Genomic DNA, 23368 nt, shown 5'->3' with positions numbered 1-23368 from the left:
ATGTTTAAACTAGATCTTAAAATTGCTTTTCGGAATTTACTAAAGCACAAGACTGCTTCGCTGATCAATATCAGCGGGCTCGCCATTGGTCTTGCAGCAAGCCTATTGTTGTTGCTGTATGTGCAATACCAGTGGAGCTACGATAAGCAATTTGGGAATAGTGAAAACACTTATCACTTGATGGTTAATTTTTACGGTACCGATAAGAGCATTACCGGAACCACGCCACAGGTTTCCAATGTGCTTCCATTGGTGCTAAAAGAAGAAAGCCCAGAAATAGAAAACATCAGCAGGGTGTTATGGGCCAGCAGAAGATTAGTGGCTAATGGGCAGAATTCTTTTAAGGTAGAAGGACGCTATGCTGATCCTGATCTGTTGCGAATATTTAAGTTTGACTATCTAAGCGGTAATCCGGAGAAAGCCTTTGACGATCCGAACTCCATTGTGCTTACAGAAACCATTGCAAAACGGTTATTCGGCACTGTTGATGTACTCAATAAAACTGTTCGATTTGAAAACCAGGCCAACCTGAAGGTTACTGCGGTAATAAAGGATCTTCCGCCAAATTTTACCTATGGATTTGAATGTCTGACATCCTGGAAACTTTATGAGAACCTGAACGGATGGCCAGCCGAATCTAACTGGGGCAATTATTCTTTCTTTACGTTGCTTACACTAAAGAATGGGACCGAACCTAATGCATTCAACCAAAAAATAAAAAACACCATTGCCAGAAATACCGGAACAAAAACTCTTGAAGCAGCCCCCTTTGTATATCCCCTCGAAAAATACCATCTATATGGCCATTTTACTAATGGTATAGCCGATGGCGGCCAGATCGAACAAGTACGCATTTTCATTATACTTGCCTTGGGTATTCTTGCAATAGCCTGCATCAATTTTATGAACCTCTCTACTGCCAGATCTCAAAAACGTGCTAAAGAAGTGGGTATCAGAAAAACAATTGGTGCCAGCCGCACATCATTAATAATGCAGTTCCTGCTCGAATCATTTATCCTGACCATAGTTAGTGTGGTACTAGCAATAGTCTTGGTTGAACTATTCCTGCCAGCATTCAATGGCCTGCTGAATACCAAACTGCAGATCAGTTATGACCATCCCGGAAACTGGCTGGCAGTGACCGGCCTGATTCTGTTTACCGGTTTGATTGCTGGTAGTTACCCAGCATTTTTCCTTTCTTCATTTAACCCGGTTCAGGCTTTAAAGAAGACCATAGCATTTAAAAGCAATTTTAGTCTCAGCTTTAGACAGGTGCTCGTTATCATCCAGTTCGGCTTTGCAATTGTTCTAATCGTGGCAACACTCATCCTTTATCAGCAATTACAATATTTAAAGAACAGACCTCTGGGATATGATAGCAATGCACTGATCGAAATGCCTCATGAAGGCAACTTATATCCTAAATTTGACTTGTTCAAGGACAGATTGCTCAACTCAGGGGCAGTAACTGCGGTAACGCAGTCATCAGGAAGCATCGCCTTTCAAAATTCAAATACCAGCGGGCTTGAATGGCATGGCATGAGAGATGGAGATAAGAAAATTTCATTTGACCTTATTCAGACCACTTATGATTTCCTGAAAACGAATAACATCAGATTAATTGCCGGACGCGATTTTAGTAAAGGCCGTGCCTCAGACTCGTCGGCACTGATGCTCAGTGAAACTGCTGTAAAACAAATGGGGTTTAAAGAACCCCTTGGTCAGCAAGTTCTTTTCAACGGTAAACAAAGACCGGTGGTGGGCGTATTTGCCGATGTACTGTGGGATGAACCTACCAGAACGCTGCACCCAATGGCCATCGTATTCAATGCTGAAAACAGTGATGTAATCACGATGCGGTTAAACACTACAAGGAATGTACGGGAAAGCATTGATCAGATCACAAAGATCACAAAAGAATTAAATCCTGATTTCCCTGTAGAAATCAAGTTTGTTGATAGCCTGGTTGCCGAGAAATTTGAACATGAACAAATGCTGTCTATAATATCGAACCTCTTTGCAGGCCTTTCTATATTTGTTTCCTGTCTTGGCTTATTTGGGCTGTCGGCCTTTAGTGCCGAGCAACGCACAAAAGAGATTGGCATACGTAAAGTATTGGGCGCAACCATTACTGGTATCATTACCCTGTTGTCAGTAAGCTTTGTTAAAACAGTTATGATAGCTATGGTGTTGGCCATGCCAATTGGGTATCTGATTATGAATAATTGGCTGATGCAGTTTGATTACCACATTTCAATTGGCCCTGCCGTATTCATTCTTACCGGAGTATCGAGCATTTTGATTGCGTTGTTTACTGTGAGTTGGCAGGCTTATCGTGCTGCAAAGTCAAATCCTGTGGATGCATTGAAATATGAATAAGTCATTTTGCCGCCGTCTCGTCCTCGACGATTGCTTTAAATTACGCATAATGCAACTATCTTTGCATCATGCAACGCAGTTTTACCGATCAGCTGAACAGAGAAATTTTAATCAATTATCCGCCAAAGCGGATCGTCTCTTTAGTGCCTTCTCAAACAGAACTGTTGCTCGAGCTTGGGCTTGATCAGGAAATCATCGGACTTACTAAATTTTGCATTCATCCCATTGAAAAGTTTGCAGAGCGTACCAAAATAGGAGGGACTAAGAAACTAAATATCCAGCTAATAAGGGATTTAAATCCCGACCTCATCATCGGTAATAAAGAAGAGAATGAGCAATCGCAGATCGAAGAACTGATGGAGGATTATCCTGTTTGGATGAGCGATATTTATACGCTGGAAGATGCAAAGAAGACCATTGCCCAAATAGGTGAACTGGTTGACAGGCAACCAGAAGCCTCCTATTTAAATCACCTGATCAGTGCAGGCTTTAATGATCTTCAAACCTTGGCCGTTCAAAACGKAATCAATAAAAAAGTTGCCTATCTGATCTGGAAAAAACCATATATGTTGGCTGGCAGAGATACCTTTATAGATAATATATTGGCATTAAATGGCCTTAGCAATGTAATTAAAGAGAAGCGGTATCCTGAAATTGAACTAAATGAACTGGCTAAATTAAAGCCCGATCTTATATTTTTATCCTCAGAGCCCTATCCCTTCAAAGAAGCACACCTTGAAGAAATCAGGGCTGTAGTACCTGAAGCTAAAGTAATGTTGGTTGATGGAGAAATGTTCTCCTGGTATGGTAGCCGACTGGTTAAAGCAGTTCAGTATCTGTTTCAGCTTCAAAAGGAACTTTATTAACCGGCCGGCTGGGTTGAATTATTTATCTTTAACAGTTGTTCTTACTTCAACAAGGTAACCTCAACTCTTCTGTTTTTTAAACGTCCTTCTTTAGTTTTGTTATCTGCAATAGGCTGTGTATCACCTAAACCTGAAGTTTGAATTCTATCTCCGTTAATACCTAAACTAACCAGGTAAGTTTTAACAGATACTGCACGTTTTTCTGATAACCACTGATTGTATTTTGCGGTCCCAGTTTTATCCGAATGTCCTTCGATAAGAATTTGACGGTTGGCGTCCTTCTGTTTTAAAACTTTAGCAACATCAGCAATACTCTTTTTTGAACCTTCATTTAAATACGAAGAGTTGGTAGGGAACAATATCTCTGAACTAAATGTGAATTTAATTCCGGCATCAGTACGCTCTACCTGACTTTCAGGAAGGTCTTTCTTAATGTTGTCTAGCTCAGCATCACCCGCTGGTTTCTCTGCCGGAGAAGGAGGGGCTTGAATAACTTTTTTAACGGTTTTACACGAGAGTGTTACGCTAACTAAAAGCGCCAAAAATAAGATGGTTTTCTTTGTCATTTGTGTGGTTTGTATATAAAGTTTGTGTTAATTCAATTTGTTGTTTGTTATTTCAATTCATCAATTGCGCTGTCAGTATAGCTCAAAGCAGCCTGGTCTCCTTGTTTTTGCTTTTTAAGTTGCAGCAGGAAGTTAGTAACATATTTATTGTAGCCATAGCTTTTGTATTTCAATCCGATGGCTTTAACAAGATCAACTCCCTTTTTTAGCTCATTAATGTCGCTAACCTTGCCTAATATGTTTACATAAGCAGGAATCATCTCTATTTGTTCCTGAGCAGACATTGCTGTAAATTTCTCAGTAATGAAAGGTAATTCTTTCTCTGAACCAAATTTTGAATAAACAAATGCAATTGCTTGTGTAAGTGATGCTTTGTTGTCTTTCTCAAGCGCTCTAGCGACAGTTAGGGCTTCTTCAGGTTGTTGTAAAGCAAGAGCCATTAATGACGATCCCTGAACGGCATACGATTTACTTTCAAGCCCTTTTTTGAACAATGCTAAATCAGCAGCATTTTTATTGCCACCTATAATGGAAATTGCCTGTGCCTGCACAAGGGTATTCGGATCAGAAGTGGCCAGTTTTTGAATTGCAGGCATTGCAGTTTTAAAAAGTTCTGAATCATCTGCCGCAATTGAATCTATTGCCTGCATTCTTAACGTATAATACTTGTCGTTTAATGCCGAAAGTAAAACCTTTGCACCTTCTGCATCTTTTTTGTTTTTTCCAGCGGCTTCTATCGCTTCAAGTCTGTCCATAAATAAAGGAGCGTGTGCATATTGAAATGCAAACTCGGCTAAGGATTTATGGTCGTCTTTTTCAGCTAATAAAACTTTATCGGCATCAACATTCACAAGGTCGGGCTTAGTTGCACTGGCAAATGTAAAAGTCTGTACTGCATCTTTAAATGTTACCTGATAACGCTTTTTATTGGCCCCGGTATACACATCTATGGCCATAGGTAAGGTAAAAGGATCTCCCGCCTGAGTTTGTTTAAGTGTTACTTTTTGAGTTTTCGCGCTTTCATCCCATGCATAGTCTATACTTATTTTCGGATGACCGGCATTAAAATACCATTGGTTAAAGAACCAGTTCATGTCCTGTCCACTAGCTTCCTCCATGGCCAGGCGTAATTGATGAGCTTCACCATTTTTAAAAGCGTTTTGTTTCAGATAGATATTTAAGCCTTTAAAGAAAACCTTATCGCCCAAATAGTTGCGCATCATGTTTAAAATGCGACCGCCTTTTTGGTAAGATACCGCATCAAAAACCTCTTCTTTATCGGCATAATGAAAGCGTACCAGGTTCTTTAAAGCTTCTTTTTTAGAACCTAGATACTGGCTCATGTCTTCATAATTGTGCGCATCGGCAGCATCTTTTCCATACTTATGTTCTGCCCATAAATATTCGCTATAGTTGGCAAAAGATTCATTTACAGTTAAGTTGCTCCAACTTTCAGCCGTAACATAATCGCCAAACCATTGATGGAACAATTCGTGCGCGATAGTGCTTTCTGCCTGTCCGAAATTTTCATCAAGCATTTCTCTTGGTGTGCGTTGTACGTAAGCACCGTGTAAGGTGGCAGTGGTATTTTCCATTGCACCGCTTACGTAATCACGAACTACAATCTGGCTATATTTATTCCAGGGATAGTCAACACCAAGTGTTTTAGAATAGAAGTCTATCATTTCTGGGGTAAGCCCAAAAATTTGTTTGGCATAAGGCGCGTAAGCAGGTTCCAGATAATAGTCTACTTCTTTACTGTTCCATTTATCACGATAGATTTTGAAATCGCCAACTGCCATCATAAATAGATAAGGAGAATGTGGCAGATCCATTTTCCAGGTATCTGTACGGGTTCCATTGGCATTTTTTAGCTGACTTACCAGTTTTCCGTTTGATAAGGTTACGTATTTAGCCGGCGCAGTAATGCTAATTTCGGCTGTAGTTTTTTGATTTGGTTTATCTATAGTGGGGAACCAAGCAGAAGACGCTTCTGTTTCGCCCTGCGTCCAGATCTGTACCGGCTTCCCTTTAACCGCACTGTCTGGATTAATAAAATAAAGACCTTTTGCATCTGTTATGGCAGCGCTGCCCTTTACTTTTAATTCATCAGGTTTTGCTGTATAATCAATAAAAATGGTGTAGGCTTCGCCTGGTAAGAATTTCTTTCCCAGCTGTATTTTTAGCTGCTCTTCATCGTAAGTGTATTTTAACGTTTGCAGGTTTTTCCCATTTACTAATGCAATAGTTCTGATATCCATGCCCTGAGCATCTAGGGTTAGCGAATCTGTTGGGTAGGCGTAAGGCTTTAATGTTACCCACTCTTTACCAATTAGATGGCGTTTTGAGTAGTCGAACTTTACATCTAATTTTGTGTGCACTAATGCATTTATTTTTGTAGATGATGCATGGTAAGGGGCCTGAGCCCAAACACCGATGGAAGTTAACATGAGTGCCAGTCCAACCCTGGCCGATTTGCAAAATAAGTTCTTCATTAAAGTTAATTAAAGCGCCCAAGTTACGTATTCGTAGTAATAAAGAAAAGTAACAGTGTTGTGTGCGTATTTTTTGTTTAATTTTATGAACATAATCTCAATATTAAATTTTAGGTAAAACAATTTTGGCTATGAAAACAACATTTAAAAACAGCCTGATCGCACTTGTCATTATGTTCCCTATTTTTGCTCAGGCTCAAAAAAACAATACATTACAAAAAATGGCAATAACTTATCCGGAAACAAAGAAAGAAAACATAAAAGACACCTATTTTGGAACTGTAGTAGAAGATCCGTACCGTTGGCTGGAAGATGATCGTGCAGAGGATACCAAAGCATGGGTAAAAGCAGAAAATGCAGTAACCCAAAAGTACCTGGCCCAAATTCCTTTCAGAAAAGTCATAAAAGAACGATTAACAAAGTTGATGAATTACGAAAAGTATTCTCAGCCATTTAAAGAAGGCGATTATACTTATTTCTATAAAAACACGGGTTTGCAAAACCAAAGCCTTCTGTATCGTCAAAAGGAAGGCGGAGAGCCTGAAGTATTTCTGGATCCAAATACGTTTTCTAAAGATGCAACCACCTCATTGGCCGACATCAGTTTTTCTAAAGATGGAAGTTTGGTAGCATATCAGCTTTCGGCAGGAGGTTCAGACTGGACCAGCGTTGTTGTGATGCACGCAGCCGATAAGTCAATTATTGGCGATACACTTATTGACGTAAAATTCTCTGGTATAGCCTGGCAAGGCAATACCGGCTTCTATTACAGCAGCTACGATAAACCTAAAGAGGGAAGCCAGCTATCAGGGTTAACAGAACAACATAAATTGTTTTTCCATAAACTGGGAACGCCGCAAAAAGACGATCAGCTGGTATTTGGAGGTGCAAAAACTCCACGCAGGTATATTGGTGCAGGCTTAACAGAAGATGAACGCTATTTGATTATCTCTGCTGCTAATTCTACATCAGGTAATGAGTTGTACATAAAGGATCTTTCTGTGGCCAATTCTGCCATTATCCCTGTGGTCGATAATTTTGAACAAAACCATAGCATCATTGATAATATTGGCAGCAAGTTGTACATATATACAAACCTTGACGCGCCAAATGGACGCATCGTTACTGTGGATGCTGCCGATCCCAAACCTGCAAACTGGAAAGACCTGATCAAAGAAACAGAAAATGTATTAAGCCCATCAACCGGTGGAGGTAAGCTATTTGCTAATTACATTAAGGATGCAGTTTCGATGGTATTGCAGTATGATATGGACGGTAAACTGGAACATGAAATTAAGTTGCCCGGGATAGGTACAGCTGTTGGCTTTGGCAGTAAAAAGAAGGAGCTAGAGCTATTTTATACCTTTACATCCTATGTTTATCCAACTACAATTTTTAAATATTCGGTAACTACAGGCCAATCGGAAGTCTATAAAAAGCCGGGTATCGATTTCGATCCATCAAAATACGAGTCTAAACAGATATTTTATACTTCTAAAGACGGCACTAAGGTGCCAATGATCATTACCTATAAAAAAGGACTAGTGCTAAATGGCAAAAATCCTACTGTGTTATATGGTTACGGAGGTTTTAATATTAGTTTAACTCCTGCGTTTAGTACTTCTATAGTTGTTTTACTGGAGCAGGGAGGTGTTTATGCAGTCCCTAATCTGCGTGGTGGTGGCGAGTATGGCGAAAAATGGCATCTTGCAGGAACTAAACTCCAAAAGCAAAATGTATTTGACGACTTTATTGCTGCGGCGGAGTATTTGATTTCAACTAAGTATACTTCTAAAGATTACCTGGCAATAATGGGTGGTTCAAATGGCGGGTTGTTGGTTGGAGCTACCATGGCGCAGCGACCAGAGCTGTTTAAGGTAGCATTTCCGGCCGTTGGGGTAATGGATATGTTGCGCTACCATAAATTTACGGCAGGAGCAGGCTGGAGCTATGATTATGGAACGTCGGAAGATTCAAAAGAGATGTTTGAGTATTTACATAAGTATTCGCCCGTGCATGCTTTAAAAGCAGGAGGGAAATATCCCGCAACATTGGTTACTACTGCCGATCATGACGACAGAGTTGTGCCTGCGCACTCTTTTAAGTTTGCGGCAACCTTGCAGGAGCGGCAGGGAGGTGATGAACCGGTGCTGATCAGTATACAGACCAACGCCGGGCATGGTGCCGGTAAACCGACAGATAAAGCTATTGAAGAGATTGCCGACAAATGGGCCTTTCTATTCTACAATATGGGCTTGGGATATAGGTAACTGAAAGAAGAGATGCACCCACAACTCCTGGGTTTCTCGGATGGTAAGAGGGGTGGGGCAATAAAAGAATGTCACGTCCTGATAAGCAATGTCGCCTCCTGCTCTGGCTATACAGGAGGTGATTAGTTAGTACTAAGCGTCATTCTAATACGCTCGTCATCTCGACGACAGCATGTGCTATAGCACGATTTCAGGATAACGAGTATGTCTTCATGGCTTTTTGATTGAAAACTAGCGACGACTCTACCGGAAAACAGTTAAATGAAAAAATATTTTAATTTTTTTTTATTCATGAAATTTATTGATGCATTAAAAATTTCAAATGTATTTTGCTGGTTATCAGAAGGGTGAAATTTTGATGGTGAGTAAGTAATGAGAATAGGGCAGAGGGGTATTAAATATTTATTGAAAATATTTTAAAAAGGGTTTTGAGAATTGAAAACTATCTCTATCTTTGCAGTCCTAAAACAATCCTAACTGCGGAAGTGGCGTAATTGGTAGCCGCACCAGACTTAGGATCTGGCGCTTCACGGCGTGGGGGTTCGAGTCCCTTCTTCCGCACACAAAAATTCCCCCGCAACACGGGGGAATTTTTATATAAAGACGGTTATAAAAATATTGATTCAGAAAGATGAACATTACACAGGAAAAAATTAACGACTTAAACGCAGTTGTAAAAATTAAAATTGCACCTGAAGATTATACTGAAAAGGTTGATAAGACTATAAAAGAACAAGCTAAAAAAGCAAACCTTCCTGGGTTCCGTAAAGGAATGGTTCCTCCTGCTCACATCAAAAAAATGTATGGCAGAAGTATTCTTGTAGAAGAAATCAACAATCTGTTAAGCGAAACTTTAAATAAGCACTTAACTGATAATAAAGTAGAAATTCTTGGTCAGCCTTTGCCTGTGATGGATGATTCTAAAGAATTCAAATGGGATTATACAGACGAATTTGAATTTGATTATGAATTAGGATTAGCACCTGCTATTGATTTAAACCTTTCTTCTAAAGACAAGTTTACTCAATATGTTGTTAAAGCTGACGAAGAAACTTTAGCTGCACGTATCAAAAACATCCGCAAAAGCTATGGCAAAATGACAAACCCTGAAGTTTCGGCAGAAGAAGACGTACTTTATGCCGAATTAGCACAACTTTCTGCCGATGGTTCAGTTTTTGAAGGTGGCATTACACAAACAGGGTCTATTCGTTTAGATCAGGTTACTGATAAAAAGATTTTAAAATCTTTAATTGGTTTAAAAAAGGATGATGTAGTTACGCTTGACGTTCAAAAAGCTTTTGATAAAAATGAGGTTATAATAGCCAAATTATTAAACATCAGCGAAGAAGATGCCAAAGACCTACAATCAAAATTCCAGGCAACGGTTAAAAATGTAAACCGTTTAGAGGAAGCTGATTTAAATCAAGAGTTCTTTGATAAATTATTTGGTGCAGGTGAAGTAACTGATGAGGCTGGTTTTACTGCCAGAATTACAGAAGAAATCGAAAGCATGTTTAAGCAAGATGCAGATCGTAAATTACAAAACGATATGTATACTAAACTTACTGACAGTGTTAAAATTGATTTGCCAGATGAGTTTTTACGTAAATGGTTAAAAGCTACTAACGAAAAACTAACTGACGAAGAATTAGCTGAAGGTTATGATGATTTCGCTAAAAACTTGAAATGGACTTTAATCGAAAACAAATTGATGAAAGACAATAACATCGAGATTAAATACGAAGATGTTTTCCAAACAGCAAAACAACGTTTAGACGCACAATTTAGAATGTACAGTCCAGCTCCGATGCCGGAAGATCAATTGGCTCAGTACACTGCTACTTTCCTTAAAGAGAAAGACAACGCTAACCGTATTTTTGATGAAGTAAAAGCGATTAAAGTTTTCGAACACATTCAATCAGTTGCTACTTTAGACCAAAAAGAAATAGCTTATAATAAATTTATAKAATTAAAATAAGAAAGGCTGGTAACAGCAAACACAATTAATTTTATAGTTTTAAGAATAAGGCGGCTTTATTAAGGCCGCCTTATTTATATAAAAGATATTCAAATTTTACAATGCCACAATAAATTACCAATTTAGTTTAGCTACTTTGGTGACAAATATTAGAAAATAGGAACTTCTGAAACCTCCTGAGGAAGCTTCATAACAGATAAAAGAAAAATAGGAACTTATGAAAATAGATAAAGACGAGTTTAGAAAATATGCAGTTAAACATCACCGTATAAACGGTTTAAATGTTGATCGTTTTATTGGAGCAACAAACAACTCTCCAAAAAGCATGACACCTTATATCATTGAAGAACGCCAGCTTAATGTAGCGCAAATGGACGTTTTCTCTCGTTTGATGATGGATAGGATTATCTTTTTAGGTGATGCTATTTATGACGGAAATGCAAACATTATACAAGCTCAATTGTTGTTTTTACAGTCGACAGATAACAATAGAGACATTCAAATTTATATCAATTCACCAGGTGGTTCAGTTTATGCCGGTTTAGGTATATACGACACCATGCAGTACATCACTCCTGATGTGGCTACAATTTGTACCGGTATGGCGGCTTCAATGGGAGCGGTTTTATTGGTAGCAGGAGCTAAAGGAAAACGTGCTGCATTACCTCACTCACGTGTAATGATTCACCAACCTTCTGGTGGTGCTCAGGGTGTGGCTTCAGATATGGAGATCAACCTTAGGGAGATGCTAAAATTAAAAAAGGAATTGTACGATATCATTTCTAATCATTCCGGACAATCTTATGAGTGGGTAGAAAAAGCTTCAGACCGTGATTACTGGATGAAAGCTGAGGAGGCGAAAGGTTTTGGAATGATTGATGAAGTACTGGTTGCCAGTAGTAAGAAAGATTAAAAATGGCTAAACAAAATAAAGAATCGCGTTGCTCTTTTTGTGGCTCAGGTAAGCAGGATACTTTAATGCTTATCGAAGGGCTTGATGCATACATTTGTGATAAATGTGTTGCTCAGGCGAATCAGCTTCTGGTACAGGAGCTGGGCAGCAAAAAAGGTAAAGCTTTAGATCCTTCGATCACCTTGTTAAAACCACAGGAAATTAAAGCGCATATTGATCAGTATGTTATTGGTCAGGATGATGCTAAAAAAGTACTTTCTGTGGCAGTGTATAACCACTATAAAAGGTTGAGTCAGAAGATTGATAAAGCTGACGAGATTGAGATTGAAAAATCCAACATCATGCTGGTAGGCGAAACAGGAACAGGTAAAACTTTACTGGCTAAAACCATTGCAAAGATATTGCATGTGCCTTTTTGTATATGCGATGCAACGGTGCTTACCGAAGCAGGTTATGTAGGAGAGGATGTTGAAAGCATATTAACACGTTTATTGCAGGCGGCTGATTATGATGTGGCTTCGGCAGAACGTGGTATCGTTTATATCGATGAGGTTGACAAGGTGGCACGTAAAAGTGATAACCCTTCAATCACCAGAGATGTATCGGGAGAAGGTGTACAACAGGCCTTGTTGAAGATCTTAGAAGGTACTGTAGTAAACGTTCCGCCTCAGGGTGGTCGTAAGCACCCTGATCAGAAGATGATCCCTGTGAACACGAATAACATCTTGTTTATTTGCGGGGGTGCATTTGATGGTATTGAACGTAAAATAGCGAACAGATTGCGTACACAGGCTGTAGGTTACAAAGTTAAAAAGGACGACGAAGAGTTGGATCTTAAAAACCTGTACAAGTATATCACTCCTCAGGATTTAAAATCATTTGGATTAATACCAGAGCTTATTGGTCGTGTGCCGGTTTTAACGCACCTTAACCCATTAGATAAGCAGGCTTTACGCAACATTCTTACTGAGCCTAAGAACTCATTGTTGCGTCAGTATGTGAAACTATTCGAATATGAGAATGTAAAGCTTGTATTTGAAGATGAGGTTTTAGATTTCATTGTTGATAAGGCAATGGAATATAAACTTGGTGCAAGGGGCTTACGCTCTATTTGCGAAGCGATTATGCTTGATGCGATGTTTGAAATACCATCGGACGCGAGTGTCCAGGAATTGAGTATTTCACTCGACTATGCCGTGGAGAAATTTGAGAAGGCCGACTTTAAAAAGTTAAAAGCTGCTTAGAAATTTAAATCCCCGGTTTTACCGGGGATTTTTTTTTAATATATTGGTTAAGGTTGTAGGCACGCCAAGCCGTCATCTCTCCTATCGTCGAGATGACGAAGAAGTAGCCGAAGACTACAAGATTTAGGATGACGGGCTCATACTTAATTGGATAACAGAAGTTTAGCATACACCTCAAAAAAAGAATAATAAAGAAAGGATAAATATATGAACGAAGAAAAAGACGTAAAAAAAGATGAAAAAGCAGTAGCGAAAGCAAAAAGAACTAAAGAAATTGAATCTCCTGTAAAAGGTGGTTTAAAATCTAAATCAGAGATTGTTAAGAACTGGTTGCCAAGATATACCGGCAGACCATTAGAAGAATTTGGACAATACATCTTGCTAACAAATTTTAGTAAATATGTGCAAATGTTCTCTGAGTGGAACGGCAATGCACCTATTTTAGGATTAGATAAGCCGATGCAAAGCGTAACTGCAAATGGAATTACCATTATCAATTTTGGTATGGGAAGCCCGATGGCGGCTACTATGATGGATCTGCTAACCGCAATTTCTCCTAAAGCAGTTTTGTTTTTAGGCAAATGCGGAGGGTTAAAGAAGAAAAACCAATTGGGCGATTTGATTTTGCCTATAGCAGCGATAAGAGGCGAGGGGACATCAAATGATTACCTGCCTGCAGAAGTACCGGCATTACCTGCCTTCGCTTTGCAGAAAGCGATATCAACAACAATAAGAGATCACTCGAGAGATTATTGGACAGGAACTTGCTATACCACCAACCGCAGGGTTTGGGAGCACGACAAGAACTTTAAGAAATACCTGAAAGGCTTACGTGCAATGGCAGTAGATATGGAAACCGCAACTATTTTTACCACTGGATTTGCCAATAAAATACCTACCGGAGCTTTACTGCTGGTTTCTGATCAGCCAATGATTCCTGAAGGCGTAAAAACTGCCGAAAGCGATAGCAGTGTAACCACTAATTATGTGGAAACTCATTTAAGAATAGGGGTAGATTCGTTAATGCAACTAATTAATAACGGACTTACAGTTAAGCACCTTCATTTTTAGTCACCATCAGTACTTTTGGGGGAATCGAATTCAATCAGCGTTCCGCCAAAGTGGCTAACTTCAGCCCAGTCATCTGTAGGARATTCTATCATAACAATTCCACAGGTAGGGATATTATAGATACTTGCATCACTTAAGTAGTTTGCAAAATCTGTAAATCCCGGGTTGTGCCCAAATATGGCTACTCTGTCATATTTATTATTCAGCTTGTTTACAACCTTTAAAAGGGTGTTCACATCAGCTTCATAAATAGCAGTTTCTTCTTTGATCTGATCAGGAGATTTGTGCCATACTTGCGAAAAATGTTTGGCGGTAGTAATTGCTCTTAAAGCAGGGCTGCTTACCAATAATTGCGGAACAAGGTTTTTTTGAAGTATCCTTGACGCCATTTCTGGTGCATTTCTGTGTCCCCTTGGATTTAATGGCCTGTCGAAATCTGAAAGATGGGAATTGGCCCAATCTGATTTACCGTGTCTTACTAATAGCAATTGCTTCATATAAGCGTTCTTATGAGTTTATAAAACTAACAATCTTATCGGTATGAATGTTTTTCATACATTTAAAATGTCCTAAGGGACATCTCTCTAAACCAAACTTTGAACACGGTCTACACGCCAGGTCTTCTCCAACAATTAATGATTGTGATATTTTATAAGGATGTACCCCTAGCAAATCAGGTGTGGTGCCGCCCCATACAGACGCTAATGGCTTGTCAAAAGCTTCTGAAATATGCGTCAGTCCGGTATCAAATCCAATTACCTTATGGGCTTTAGAGATCAGAAAAACAGATTGATCCAGGTTTGTAATCCCACAGGTACTGAATACATTATCGCCAGTAGCTTCCTTAATTATATCGGCATTCTCTTTTACATCATTCCCCCCCAATAAAACAACAGGAAGATCTATTTTATTACATATTTCTATGATCTTATCATTAGGCAGCCTTTTGGTAAAATGAGTGGCTCCAATAACAAAGGCAACGAACTTTTGCTGATGAGATGGAGGTAAAAATTCTGATAAATGATATTCTTTAGAGATATAATAATCAATAGGCTTGTCATCATTTTTTACACCAAGAAACTTCACGGTTTCAAGATATCTGTCTACCAGATGTTTTCCAGAAATGAGTTTATTCCATTTGAATTTTAATGCCAGCCATTTACTTATTCTATCTTTTTTATAAGTAGAAGAGGGTAGTCCGGTTTTGAATTTGATAATAGAAGTACGCAGGTTATTGTGCAGGTCTATAATCAGGTCAAAATTCTCAGCTTTAATATCCTTAATGGTATCAGATAACCTTGGTTTAAGCGTATGAAGTTTAGTTAAATAGGGGTTATTCTGGTAAATGTATTTGAATGCGGGTTTGGTAAGGAAATGTATTTCGCAATCAGGTAATTGTTCTTTGAGGCATCTCACTACCGGGGTTGTGTAAATGATATCCCCCATGGAACTAAACCTTATTACAATAATCTTTTTAGGTGTTTTCAAATCAATAATTTCTTATTGTGAACCTTTTATTTTTTCTATAATACTTGTTGATGAATAACCCGGCAAGAAGTTAAGTACTTTAACCTCACCTCCATTGGCAATTGTTTCTTTTGCGCCCACAATATTATCGAGGTTGTAATCTCCACCTTTAACCAATACATCAGGTTGAACTGCGTTGATTAAATCAAGGGGAGTATCTTCACTAAAAAGGACAACAGCATCAACAAAAAACATAGATGCAATAAGTTGTGTGCGACTAAACTCATTATTTATTGGCCTGTTCTCGCCTTTAAGTTGGCATACAGAATTGTCGGTATTTAAACCAACAACAAGTATGTCTCCCAGATCTGCAGCTTCGCCAAGGTAGGCGATATGGCCAGGGTGTATGATGTCAAAACAGCCATTTGTAAATACTATCTTTTTACCTTCAGCCTTCCACTTACGGGCCTTATCAATTAGCGTATCTCTGGATACTATTTTTTGTACAAGAGTCTGTTTTGAATCTTTTGCCATAATTAATATGATTGATCTACTGCGGTGCAAAGAATGTGCCCAATCAGGATGTGCATTTCTTGTATTCTGGCAGTATTGTCTTCAGGGATTACAATATTTATATCGCAAAGTTTATTCATCTGGCCACCGTCTCTGCCAGAGAGACCTAGTGTTTTACAACCAATTTCTTTTGCTGCTTTTAAGGCGTTTATAATGTTTGCGCTGTTGCCGCTTGTAGATATCGCAATAAATAGATCTGAAGGATTGGCTAGCGCGTGCAACTGACGCTCGAATACGCTATGGTAACCATAATCATTGCTTATTGCGGTTAGTGCCGAAGTATCAACCGTAAGTGCAATTGCAGGTAGTGCCTTGCGCTCTTTAACAAACCTACCGGTAAGTTCTGCGGCAATATGCTGTGCATCGGCAGCGCTTCCCCCATTTCCGGCCAACAGTACTTTAGCACCCGAAAGCAAGGTATCTGTAATTAGTTTACAGCTGCTCTCTATTTGAGGTACAAGGTTCGAAATGACTTTCTCAATGGTTGCCTTATGATGATTTAATTCGTCTAATACCATGAATGTTAATTGGTTTTTAAAGATGCAATGATTTCTTCAATGCTGGTAGTTGCACTGCCAATATGTTTAATCACAATTGATGCCGCGTAATTAGAGATAGTTGCCGCTTCTTCAACACTAAAGTCTAGTGATAGGCAATACGCTAAAGTGGCTATTACGGTATCTCCGGCGCCGGTTACATCGTAAACTTCGGTAGCGGCAACAGGTATGATTTTATAATCTTCTTTAGTAATAATAGCAATTCCTGCTTCTGAAAGTGTTACAATCAGATAGGTTGCCTTGGTGGAGTCCAGAATAACGTGAGCAGCTTTAATTAAATCCTCATCAGAATTGATTTTTTCTGCTTTGGCAGCTTCTGCCAGTTCCTTCTTGTTCGGTTTAATAAGAAAAGCACCTTCATATTTACTATAATCCATTCCTTTTGGATCTACAAGGGTTTTTTTACCAAGCGATTGGCAGTAACCAATGACTTTTAAGGATAGGGTTGGAGTAAGTAATCCTTTATTGTAATCTGAAAGGACTACAATATCTGCTTTTTCTATATAGGGGGCAATGAAAGCAAAAAAAGATTCTTCCAGTTCAGCAGAGATGTTGTGGATATCCTCTTTGTCTATTCTAACAATTTGATGATTTCCGGCAATAACCCGGGTTTTTACGGTAGTTACTCTGCTGTCATCTTTTAAAATCAATCGATTATCTATGCCTTTTGTTGTTAATATCTCTATTACGTCGGCCGCAAACAGATCATTACCAACAATTCCGGCAAGATGAACTTTAGCCCCAAGATCAATCAGGTTGCTGGCTACGTTTGCCGCACCACCAATAATTTTTGATTCTCTATGTGCATTTAGGATTGGTACTGGTGCTTCTGGTGATAATCTGGTGGCCGACCCGAAGATGTAGTGATCTAACATGAGATCGCCTATAACTAATATATCCGGAGCGGGATTATTGTGATGTGCATTATGTAGTTTTTCTTTTAGCATGCTCTATTATAGGTCAAAGGTAAGCATAATGGCTTTTATAATGATTAAATATTGTTGAACCTGTTTTTAAAATGATCTGCTATTTCATTTACAGAATAACTATTTAAGCATTGTTTGGCCTCCAGGCCTCCTTTTCTGCCCACTAACACGCCATACTTCATATCATGGAAGCCTTCTGTTCTGTGGGCATCCGGATTTATAGATAAAATAACGCCTTTTTCAAGCGCATAGCGATGCCAGCGCCAATCCAGATCTAAGCGCAAAGGGTTGGCATTGATTTCTATAACTACATTATTTGCAGCACAGGCATCAATTACTTTGGCATAATCTATTGGGTAACCTTTTCTGCTAAGCAGTAATCTGCCGGTAGGGTGTCCTAGTATGGTAGTATATGGGTTTTCTATCGCTTTTATTAATCTTGAAGTAGCTTTTTCTTCGTCCATACGCAGGATGCTGTGTACAGATGCAACTACAAAATCAAACGTTTTAAGGATGTCGTCGCTGTAATCCAATGAACCATCAAAAAGGATGTCGCTTTCTATTCCTTTAAATATTTTAAATGGAGCAAGTTTAGCATTTAATGCTTCAATTTCCTGATGCTGTGCGTAAACGCGTTGTTCGTTTAGGCCATTGGCATAAAATGCGGATTTTGAATGATCGCAAATTCCCAGGTATTCTAATTGCAGGTTGTCTTTACAATAAAGCGCCATCTGTTCCAGGGTATGCACGCCATCACTCCAGGTAGAGTGGTTATGTAAACTTCCTTTTAGGTCATTGTAGGTAATTAACTGAGGCAGTTTGTTTGCCTTTGCCAATTCTATTTCATTTAATCCCTCTCTAAGCTCCGGTTCAACAAATGCTAATCCGGCTTTTTGATAAATAGATTGCTCATCATTAAAGGGGCCATTGCCTGCTAAAGTTAAAACATCGGTAACATGTTTTTCATTGCCGGTTAATTTAAACCAATTGAGGTAGAAATCGTGTTTGGCTACCACATAAAGTTTGATTTTAAGACCTGTAGGACTGTGTGCTATAAGTGCATCATCGCCCTGCGCTTCAAATTGTAAAGGCTCAAATTCTGATATTCTTGTAACTACTTCTTCGATGCGCTCGGCACCAATTACGAGTTCTATTTCTTCGATAATTTCCAKACAGCGGCGGTATGCTCCGGCAACACCTAAAAGCGGCTCTCCGCTGATGCCCCTAAGCCATATGGCAAGGTCTCCAAATAGTGTGTTAACAAATCCTTCTGCCTGGGCATACAGGAATTTGCCATGTGCTGCCATCTGAAATTCAATAACTTTCTTGATCTCTTCCTGTGTTTTCAGACCAAAGCCTTTTGCTTCAATAAGTCTGTTTTCATTGCAGGCGTAATAAAGTTCGCCAATGTTTTCGATAGCGAGATCTTTCCAGATAACTGATATTTTTTTAGGGCCAATACCTTTAATGCCCAGCATTTCTACAATTCCTTCGGGTGTTTCGGTCAGGATGGTCTGAAGTTCAACCATGGAGCCTGTCTGCAGTAACTCCCATACTTTTGCCGATATACTTTTGCCAAGGCCATCTATGAGTGCGATTTCTTCGAGCGTTTTATCTTTAATGGCAAATGGCAGTTTATCTACTTTAAAAGCGGCATTAGCCACTGATTTTATTTTAAAAGGATTTTCATTATGTAGTTCCATCAATTGAGACAGGAGACGGAGGGTACGGGCGATGGTCTTGTTTTCCATTGAGTTATTTTTTACCTTAACAGTAATGGAGCTATTTTTTAGGATAATTCCATCGTTGCTAAATTAAATAAAAACGCTCGGTTTTTTGATTAAACTATTATTGGCATGGTTTTTTTACCTTATGTTGCTATGAGACAATTCAATATTTTAAGTGTTTTTTTGCTGGCTCTGGTTTTGGGCTGCAATGAACCAAATAAAAAGACGACAGAGGAGGACAAAGAGGCCCGTCTTCCTGCCGGTGCATTTCCAGAGTATTCCGGAGATCTGATGATTGTTCCGGGCAAGTCGATTGATAATGTGTTTTTAGGGCAAGACATGCAAGAGGTTTTTAAGATTTTAGGGAATCCAAATGACGGTGATGCCGCGATGGGAAAGGCGTGGGGGATATGGTACCTCAGAGATTCAACTGATACCAAAAAAGGAATGCTGTCGGTTTATTCATCTTATAAGGATAGCACGATGGTTACTAAAGACGTTAAGCAGATTGTGGTGAGTGCTTCGAATTACAGAACTGATAAGGGTTTAAGGATTGGAGTATCTCTTGATGAGATAAAGGCAGTTTTTCCGAATGTAAAAAAGGCCGAGATTTATGTGAGCACTGTTAAAAAAGATACTTTAGTTGTTTATGATGCAGAGGATGAGGGGATAGCTTTTGATGTAAGGAATAAAGGAGATCATTTTTTTACTACTGCCATTACAGTACATCCTAAAAAAGTATCGGTAAATAGTACATATTTAACGATACATCCGGGTTGGAATAAAGTTCAATAAAGAAAGATTGTTTGACGCTGCTGATTTTAGGGCTGTCGTTTTGAGGCTTTCGTCATCTCCTTTGATTAACCAAAGGAGATGACGGTGCGTTCTAAAGTATGACGATGCGTTCTAAAGAATAAAAGTTAAGATCTTTTAATTTACTTTAATTTCAAATGGCATGCGTGTTTGTACGCCTGATTTTGAAATGGCTGATTTTATTTGCTGATAAATTGGATAGCTATCGCCAAGTTCTTGCTTGGCATAATATGTTTTTACTTTATCGGTACTGTTTTCCATAAATGACTTTAGGGGGCTTATCATTTCAGGATATTCCACTACTCTGTACTCTTTTACCTTTGCTTTTTTTGCTGCCGAAACAATAGCATCATTAAAGCTTCCGGTTCTATCTGCAAGTCCTATTTTTACCGCATCTGTACCTATCCAAACACGGCCACCACCAATGCTATCAATATATGCTTTAGACTTTTTACGTCCTTCAGATACATGAGTAATAAAGGTATCGTAAACTCTGTTTACATCAGTTTGAATAATTAGCCTTTCGCCATCAGTTAGAGGGCGGTTAGTACTCATGATATCGGCATATTTTCCGGTTTTAACACCATCAAATGTAATTCCAAGTTTGGAGTTCAGTAATTTCTGGAAATTAGGAATCACACCAAATACGCCAATAGATCCAGTTATTGTGTTTGGCTGTACAAAAATTGAATCCGCTGCACAAGCAATATAGTAACCTCCGGATGCTGCCACATCACCAAATGAGGCAATTACCGGTTTAACTTTTTTCGTAAGAATAATTTCTCTCCAGATTACATCAGAAGCAAGTGCGCTGCCGCCTGGTGAGTTTACCCTCAATACAATAGCTTTGATGCTTGAATCTAATCTGGCCTTTCTGATGGTTCTGGAAAGGCGCTCAGAACCAATCTGTGCATTAGAGCCTTCTCCACCAACAATATCTCCATCAGCATAAATTACAGCTACTTTGTTTTTACCGCTTTCACTTTTATCGGCGTTTATATTTTTGGCATAATCGTTTATAGTTATGCTGCTGATATTGCTTTTCTTGTCTTTACCGCTTAAAGATTTAAGCTCGTCAAGAATTTCATCTTTAAATTTAAGACCATCAATCAGCTTATAAGCAAGTGCGTCTTTTGGCTGCTGAATTTTATAATCGTCTGCAATCTGATGTAAGGTCGGGGTACTGATGTGTCTGCTTTCAGCGATTCCTTCAAGAAATGTATTGTACATCCCGGTTAAATAAGCGGTAACCTGCTCACGATTTTTATCGCTCATTTTATCGTTAATAAATGGCTCAATTGCACTCTTATAAGAGCCTACTCTTATAATTTGTGCCTCAATACCTAATTTATCCAGTGCTCCTTTAAAGAACATGACCTGAGAGCTCAAACCTTTAAATTCAAGTGCACCTTCAGGATTCAGATAAACTTTATCGGCCACAGAGGCCAGATAATAAGCACTCTGCGTATAAACCTCGCTATAAGCTATAATTTTCTTTTTGCTGGTTTTGAAATCAATTAAAGCATTTCTTACCTCGCGTAATGTTGCGAAGCCCGCATTTGGAGAAGTTACATTAAGATAAATGCATTTAATATCATCATCTGTTTTTGCTTTTTTAAGAGACTTAAGAATATCATTAAATCCTATACTTTTCTCGCCATCTCCACCTACAATTGGTAGATTTGAAAAAGTATCATCCGGAGTTCGCTCTTTAATTGCCTGATCCATATTTAAATAAAGTACCGAATTGCTGCTTACACTAACAGTTTTATCACTCTCGAGAGATGAAACAACACCAACAATAACTACTACAAATAACAGGGTAAAAAGGACAAGTGAAATGATAACTCCAACAACGGTTGCAAAAACATACTTGAAAAATTCTCTCATGTGGTGGTTTAATATTTATTTTGTAAATATAAGTAAAAAAATAGCCTGAGGCTTTTATATGATATTTGATACTAAAAAAGTTTATTTGTTACTGGGTAGCAACCTTGGCGATAGGGAACAGTTGATTGAAGATGCCATTAAACAAATTGCTAATGAAATAGGAGAGGTGTTTATAAGATCGTCAGTTTACGAGACTGAGGCCTGGGGAAATGAAGATCAGCCTTCTTTTTTAAATATCGCATTAGGTGTTAAAACTAAACTTACACCCATTGATGTGCTAAATAAAGCTTTGGAAATTGAACTTGAACTTGGAAGGGTTAGGCATGAAAAATGGGGTTCTCGTTTAATTGATATTGATCTCATTTTTTATGATGACATTGTGGTAGACATGGGAGCTGAATTACAAATACCTCACCCTCAGATGCAATATAGAAAGTTCGTTTTAGAGCCTTTGGCTGAGATAGCTCCTGATTATATACATCCGGGTTTAAAAATAACCGTTCGCGAAGTATTAGAAAGATTACGTGATAATTTATCTGTATCTAAAATTTAATTATATTTTTGTTCCAATGATTAACGTAAATAAAAATGATGAGCCTTTAGATCTTTCTTACTTAAGAGAGATGTCTGCAGATAATGCGGAGTTTATCATAGAGATGATAGATCTTTTTAAAGTTCAAACGCCGGTATACCTTTCTGAGCTCGAAAGTGCAGTAGCCGCTAGAAACTGGCCATTGGTATCAACCTGTGCACATAGAATGAAACCTACCTTTGCTTATATTGGAAGGGAAGATGCTAAACTGCACATGCAAATGATTGAACATAATGCCCGCGAGCTTATTGATGTAGAAGCATTGCCTCAGGCATTTGCTGAAATTGCTGAGTTTGTGCCAATCTTATATAAGCAACTAGATCGTGCAAAAGCGGATCTTGAAAAAGATCTTTAAGCTGCAGGAATACGTCTGAAATGTAAAATTGACAATCCGATATACAACACCAGTATAAAAGGAATAGCGGCAAATTTCAGAAAAGGCAGTAGCAGTGCTGATATGATCAGAAAAATATACTTTATTTTATTCTGAGCCCAGCTCGTTGAACTGAATTTTAAAGAGAAGATTCTAATCTCACTTACCAGTAGCCAGCTTAATAGTGCCGTTAATCCAATAAGCAGTAAGGTAGAATTGATAACCGAGGGATAGTCTTTTTGAATAAACGGCAGGGAGACTATAAACAAAGTATTCATTGGGGTATTTAAACCGATGAAATCTTCCGTTTGCCTGGTGTCGTTATTAAATTTGGCTAATCTTAATGCAGAGAATACCGTAATAATAAAGGCCAGATAAGGCAGGTAAGGCGATGCATAGTCGCTTTGCGAAAGTAGTTGGTACATTACTACTCCTGGCAGAAAACCGAAGCTTACCATGTCGGCCAAAGAATCCAGATCTTTTCCGATGTTTGATTTTACGTTTAATAATCTGGCTGCAAAGCCATCAAAGAAGTCAAAGATTCCGGACAGCAGCACAAAATATGCTGCTGTCTCCAGAGCTCCGTTAAAAGCATAAACTATTCCGATGCAGCCTGAGAACAGATTTGCACAGGTAATTGCATTAGGGATATGCTTCTTTATCATTTA

At 38.7% G+C, this 23368-nt stretch carries 20 protein-coding genes and 1 tRNA gene; 11 read left to right on the top strand and 10 right to left on the bottom strand.

Annotated elements, in window-relative coordinates; all coding sequences use genetic code 11:
* Positions 1-2379, top strand: a complete 2379-nt coding sequence (locus AC1DDK_RS02090) for an ABC transporter permease (protein WP_337715331.1) — start codon at positions 1-3, stop codon at positions 2377-2379.
* A gap of 68 nt (positions 2380-2447) precedes the next feature.
* Complete coding sequence (locus tag AC1DDK_RS02085; RefSeq protein WP_477633791.1) at positions 2448-3245, top strand: ABC transporter substrate-binding protein; 798 nt, start codon at positions 2448-2450, stop codon at positions 3243-3245.
* A 41-nt stretch (positions 3246-3286) separates the two neighbouring features.
* Here AC1DDK_RS02085 and AC1DDK_RS02080 read toward each other — a convergent pair whose 3' ends face one another.
* Entirely contained in the window at positions 3287-3811 is a 525-nt protein-coding gene (locus AC1DDK_RS02080) for an OmpA family protein (RefSeq protein WP_337715328.1), read from the bottom strand.
* 47 nt (positions 3812-3858) lie between these two features.
* A complete protein-coding gene (locus AC1DDK_RS02075; RefSeq protein WP_337715326.1) occupies positions 3859-6306 on the bottom strand; it encodes a M1 family metallopeptidase in 2448 nt (815 codons plus the stop codon).
* Positions 6307-6437: 131 nt separating this feature from the next.
* Here AC1DDK_RS02075 and AC1DDK_RS02070 point away from each other — a divergent pair, with 131 nt between their 5' ends.
* From AC1DDK_RS02070 to AC1DDK_RS02045, 6 genes are all read left to right on the top strand, one after another.
* The gene (locus AC1DDK_RS02070) at positions 6438-8576 is read left to right on the top strand and encodes a prolyl oligopeptidase family serine peptidase (protein ID WP_430709519.1); all 2139 of its coding nucleotides are present in this window, start codon (positions 6438-6440) and stop codon (positions 8574-8576) included.
* Positions 8577-9055: 479 nt separating this feature from the next.
* Positions 9056-9137 (top strand) — tRNA-Leu (locus tag AC1DDK_RS02065).
* Positions 9138-9207: 70 nt separating this feature from the next.
* The gene (tig, locus tag AC1DDK_RS02060; protein WP_477633790.1) at positions 9208-10554 is read left to right on the top strand and encodes a trigger factor; all 1347 of its coding nucleotides are present in this window, start codon (positions 9208-9210) and stop codon (positions 10552-10554) included.
* Positions 10555-10771: 217 nt separating this feature from the next.
* Positions 10772-11467 (top strand): ATP-dependent Clp endopeptidase proteolytic subunit ClpP, encoded by a 696-nt coding sequence (gene clpP / locus AC1DDK_RS02055; RefSeq protein ID WP_068890234.1) that lies wholly within the window; start codon positions 10772-10774, stop codon positions 11465-11467.
* 2 nt (positions 11468-11469) lie between these two features.
* Positions 11470-12711: an ATP-dependent Clp protease ATP-binding subunit ClpX gene (clpX, locus tag AC1DDK_RS02050; RefSeq protein ID WP_172660614.1), complete on the top strand. Its 1242-nt coding sequence runs from the start codon at positions 11470-11472 to the stop codon at positions 12709-12711.
* A 207-nt stretch (positions 12712-12918) separates the two neighbouring features.
* Positions 12919-13782, top strand: a complete 864-nt coding sequence (locus AC1DDK_RS02045; RefSeq protein WP_337715322.1) for an AMP nucleosidase — start codon at positions 12919-12921, stop codon at positions 13780-13782.
* On the opposite strand, the gene AC1DDK_RS02040 is transcribed toward AC1DDK_RS02045, so the two are convergent.
* From AC1DDK_RS02040 to AC1DDK_RS02015, 6 genes are read right to left on the bottom strand one after another with little or no spacing between them, the layout of a single operon-like run.
* Positions 13779-14279, bottom strand: coding sequence for a SixA phosphatase family protein (locus AC1DDK_RS02040; RefSeq protein ID WP_477633789.1), 501 nt, complete (start codon positions 14277-14279; stop codon positions 13779-13781). The two genes, AC1DDK_RS02045 and AC1DDK_RS02040, sit on opposite strands and share 4 nt — an antisense overlap.
* Positions 14280-14289: 10 nt before the next feature.
* Positions 14290-15270, bottom strand: coding sequence for a glycosyltransferase family 9 protein (locus AC1DDK_RS02035; protein ID WP_246269520.1), 981 nt, complete (start codon positions 15268-15270; stop codon positions 14290-14292).
* Between the two features lie 12 nt (positions 15271-15282).
* Complete coding sequence (gene rfaE2, locus AC1DDK_RS02030) at positions 15283-15783, bottom strand: D-glycero-beta-D-manno-heptose 1-phosphate adenylyltransferase (protein WP_172660611.1); 501 nt, start codon at positions 15781-15783, stop codon at positions 15283-15285.
* Positions 15784-15785: 2 nt separating this feature from the next.
* Positions 15786-16340: a D-sedoheptulose 7-phosphate isomerase gene (locus AC1DDK_RS02025; protein WP_337715320.1), complete on the bottom strand. Its 555-nt coding sequence runs from the start codon at positions 16338-16340 to the stop codon at positions 15786-15788.
* A 5-nt stretch (positions 16341-16345) separates the two neighbouring features.
* Positions 16346-17326 carry a D-glycero-beta-D-manno-heptose-7-phosphate kinase gene (gene rfaE1, locus AC1DDK_RS02020; protein WP_337715318.1) on the bottom strand — a complete coding sequence of 327 codons (981 nt, stop codon included), beginning with the start codon at positions 17324-17326 and terminating at the stop codon, positions 16346-16348.
* A 44-nt stretch (positions 17327-17370) separates the two neighbouring features.
* Positions 17371-19056 carry a DNA polymerase/3'-5' exonuclease PolX gene (locus tag AC1DDK_RS02015; protein WP_477633788.1) on the bottom strand — a complete coding sequence of 562 codons (1686 nt, stop codon included), beginning with the start codon at positions 19054-19056 and terminating at the stop codon, positions 17371-17373.
* 129 nt (positions 19057-19185) lie between these two features.
* Here AC1DDK_RS02015 and AC1DDK_RS02010 point away from each other — a divergent pair, with 129 nt between their 5' ends.
* The gene (locus tag AC1DDK_RS02010; protein ID WP_337715313.1) at positions 19186-19827 is read left to right on the top strand and encodes a hypothetical protein; all 642 of its coding nucleotides are present in this window, start codon (positions 19186-19188) and stop codon (positions 19825-19827) included.
* 135 nt (positions 19828-19962) lie between these two features.
* On the opposite strand, the gene sppA is transcribed toward AC1DDK_RS02010, so the two are convergent.
* A complete protein-coding gene (gene sppA, locus AC1DDK_RS02005; RefSeq protein WP_172660606.1) occupies positions 19963-21735 on the bottom strand; it encodes a signal peptide peptidase SppA in 1773 nt (590 codons plus the stop codon).
* Between the two features lie 58 nt (positions 21736-21793).
* Here sppA and folK point away from each other — a divergent pair, with 58 nt between their 5' ends.
* Together folK and AC1DDK_RS01995 are read left to right on the top strand one after the other, a co-directional pair.
* Positions 21794-22288, top strand: a complete 495-nt coding sequence (gene folK / locus AC1DDK_RS02000; protein WP_172660605.1) for a 2-amino-4-hydroxy-6-hydroxymethyldihydropteridine diphosphokinase — start codon at positions 21794-21796, stop codon at positions 22286-22288.
* Positions 22289-22304: 16 nt separating this feature from the next.
* Positions 22305-22682, top strand: coding sequence for a histidine phosphotransferase (locus AC1DDK_RS01995; protein ID WP_048904397.1), 378 nt, complete (start codon positions 22305-22307; stop codon positions 22680-22682).
* On the opposite strand, the gene pssA is transcribed toward AC1DDK_RS01995, so the two are convergent.
* Entirely contained in the window at positions 22679-23365 is a 687-nt protein-coding gene (gene pssA / locus AC1DDK_RS01990; RefSeq protein WP_172660604.1) for a CDP-diacylglycerol--serine O-phosphatidyltransferase, read from the bottom strand. The genes AC1DDK_RS01995 and pssA overlap by 4 nt on opposite strands.
* Positions 23366-23368 lie beyond the last annotated feature (3 nt).

This window comes from Pedobacter sp. 05T44, from assembly GCF_056395985.1.
Note: the sequence above shows the minus strand (reverse complement) of the source record. Positions and strands in the feature narration are given on the sequence as shown.

Excerpts from the sequence above, each read along its gene's own strand:
- AC1DDK_RS02025 (WP_337715320.1), bottom strand. The coding sequence starts at position 16,340 with ATGGTATTAGACGAATTAAATCATCATAAGGCAACCATTGAGAAAGTC.
- rfaE2 (WP_172660611.1), bottom strand. The coding sequence starts at position 15,783 with ATGGCAAAAGATTCAAAACAGACTCTTGTACAAAAAATAGTATCCAGA.
- folK (WP_172660605.1), top strand. The coding sequence starts at position 21,794 with ATGATATTTGATACTAAAAAAGTTTATTTGTTACTGGGTAGCAACCTT.
- AC1DDK_RS02045 (WP_337715322.1), top strand. The coding sequence starts at position 12,919 with ATGAACGAAGAAAAAGACGTAAAAAAAGATGAAAAAGCAGTAGCGAAA.
- AC1DDK_RS02080 (WP_337715328.1), bottom strand. The coding sequence starts at position 3,811 with ATGACAAAGAAAACCATCTTATTTTTGGCGCTTTTAGTTAGCGTAACA.
- AC1DDK_RS02075 (WP_337715326.1), bottom strand. The coding sequence starts at position 6,306 with ATGAAGAACTTATTTTGCAAATCGGCCAGGGTTGGACTGGCACTCATG.
- pssA (WP_172660604.1), bottom strand. The coding sequence starts at position 23,365 with ATGATAAAGAAGCATATCCCTAATGCAATTACCTGTGCAAATCTGTTC.
- clpX (WP_172660614.1), top strand. The coding sequence starts at position 11,470 with ATGGCTAAACAAAATAAAGAATCGCGTTGCTCTTTTTGTGGCTCAGGT.
- AC1DDK_RS02010 (WP_337715313.1), top strand. The coding sequence starts at position 19,186 with ATGAGACAATTCAATATTTTAAGTGTTTTTTTGCTGGCTCTGGTTTTG.
- AC1DDK_RS02070 (WP_430709519.1), top strand. The coding sequence starts at position 6,438 with ATGAAAACAACATTTAAAAACAGCCTGATCGCACTTGTCATTATGTTC.
- sppA (WP_172660606.1), bottom strand. The coding sequence starts at position 21,735 with ATGAGAGAATTTTTCAAGTATGTTTTTGCAACCGTTGTTGGAGTTATC.
- clpP (WP_068890234.1), top strand. The coding sequence starts at position 10,772 with ATGAAAATAGATAAAGACGAGTTTAGAAAATATGCAGTTAAACATCAC.
- AC1DDK_RS01995 (WP_048904397.1), top strand. The coding sequence starts at position 22,305 with ATGATTAACGTAAATAAAAATGATGAGCCTTTAGATCTTTCTTACTTA.
- AC1DDK_RS02090 (WP_337715331.1), top strand. The coding sequence starts at position 1 with ATGTTTAAACTAGATCTTAAAATTGCTTTTCGGAATTTACTAAAGCAC.
- rfaE1 (WP_337715318.1), bottom strand. The coding sequence starts at position 17,326 with ATGCTAAAAGAAAAACTACATAATGCACATCACAATAATCCCGCTCCG.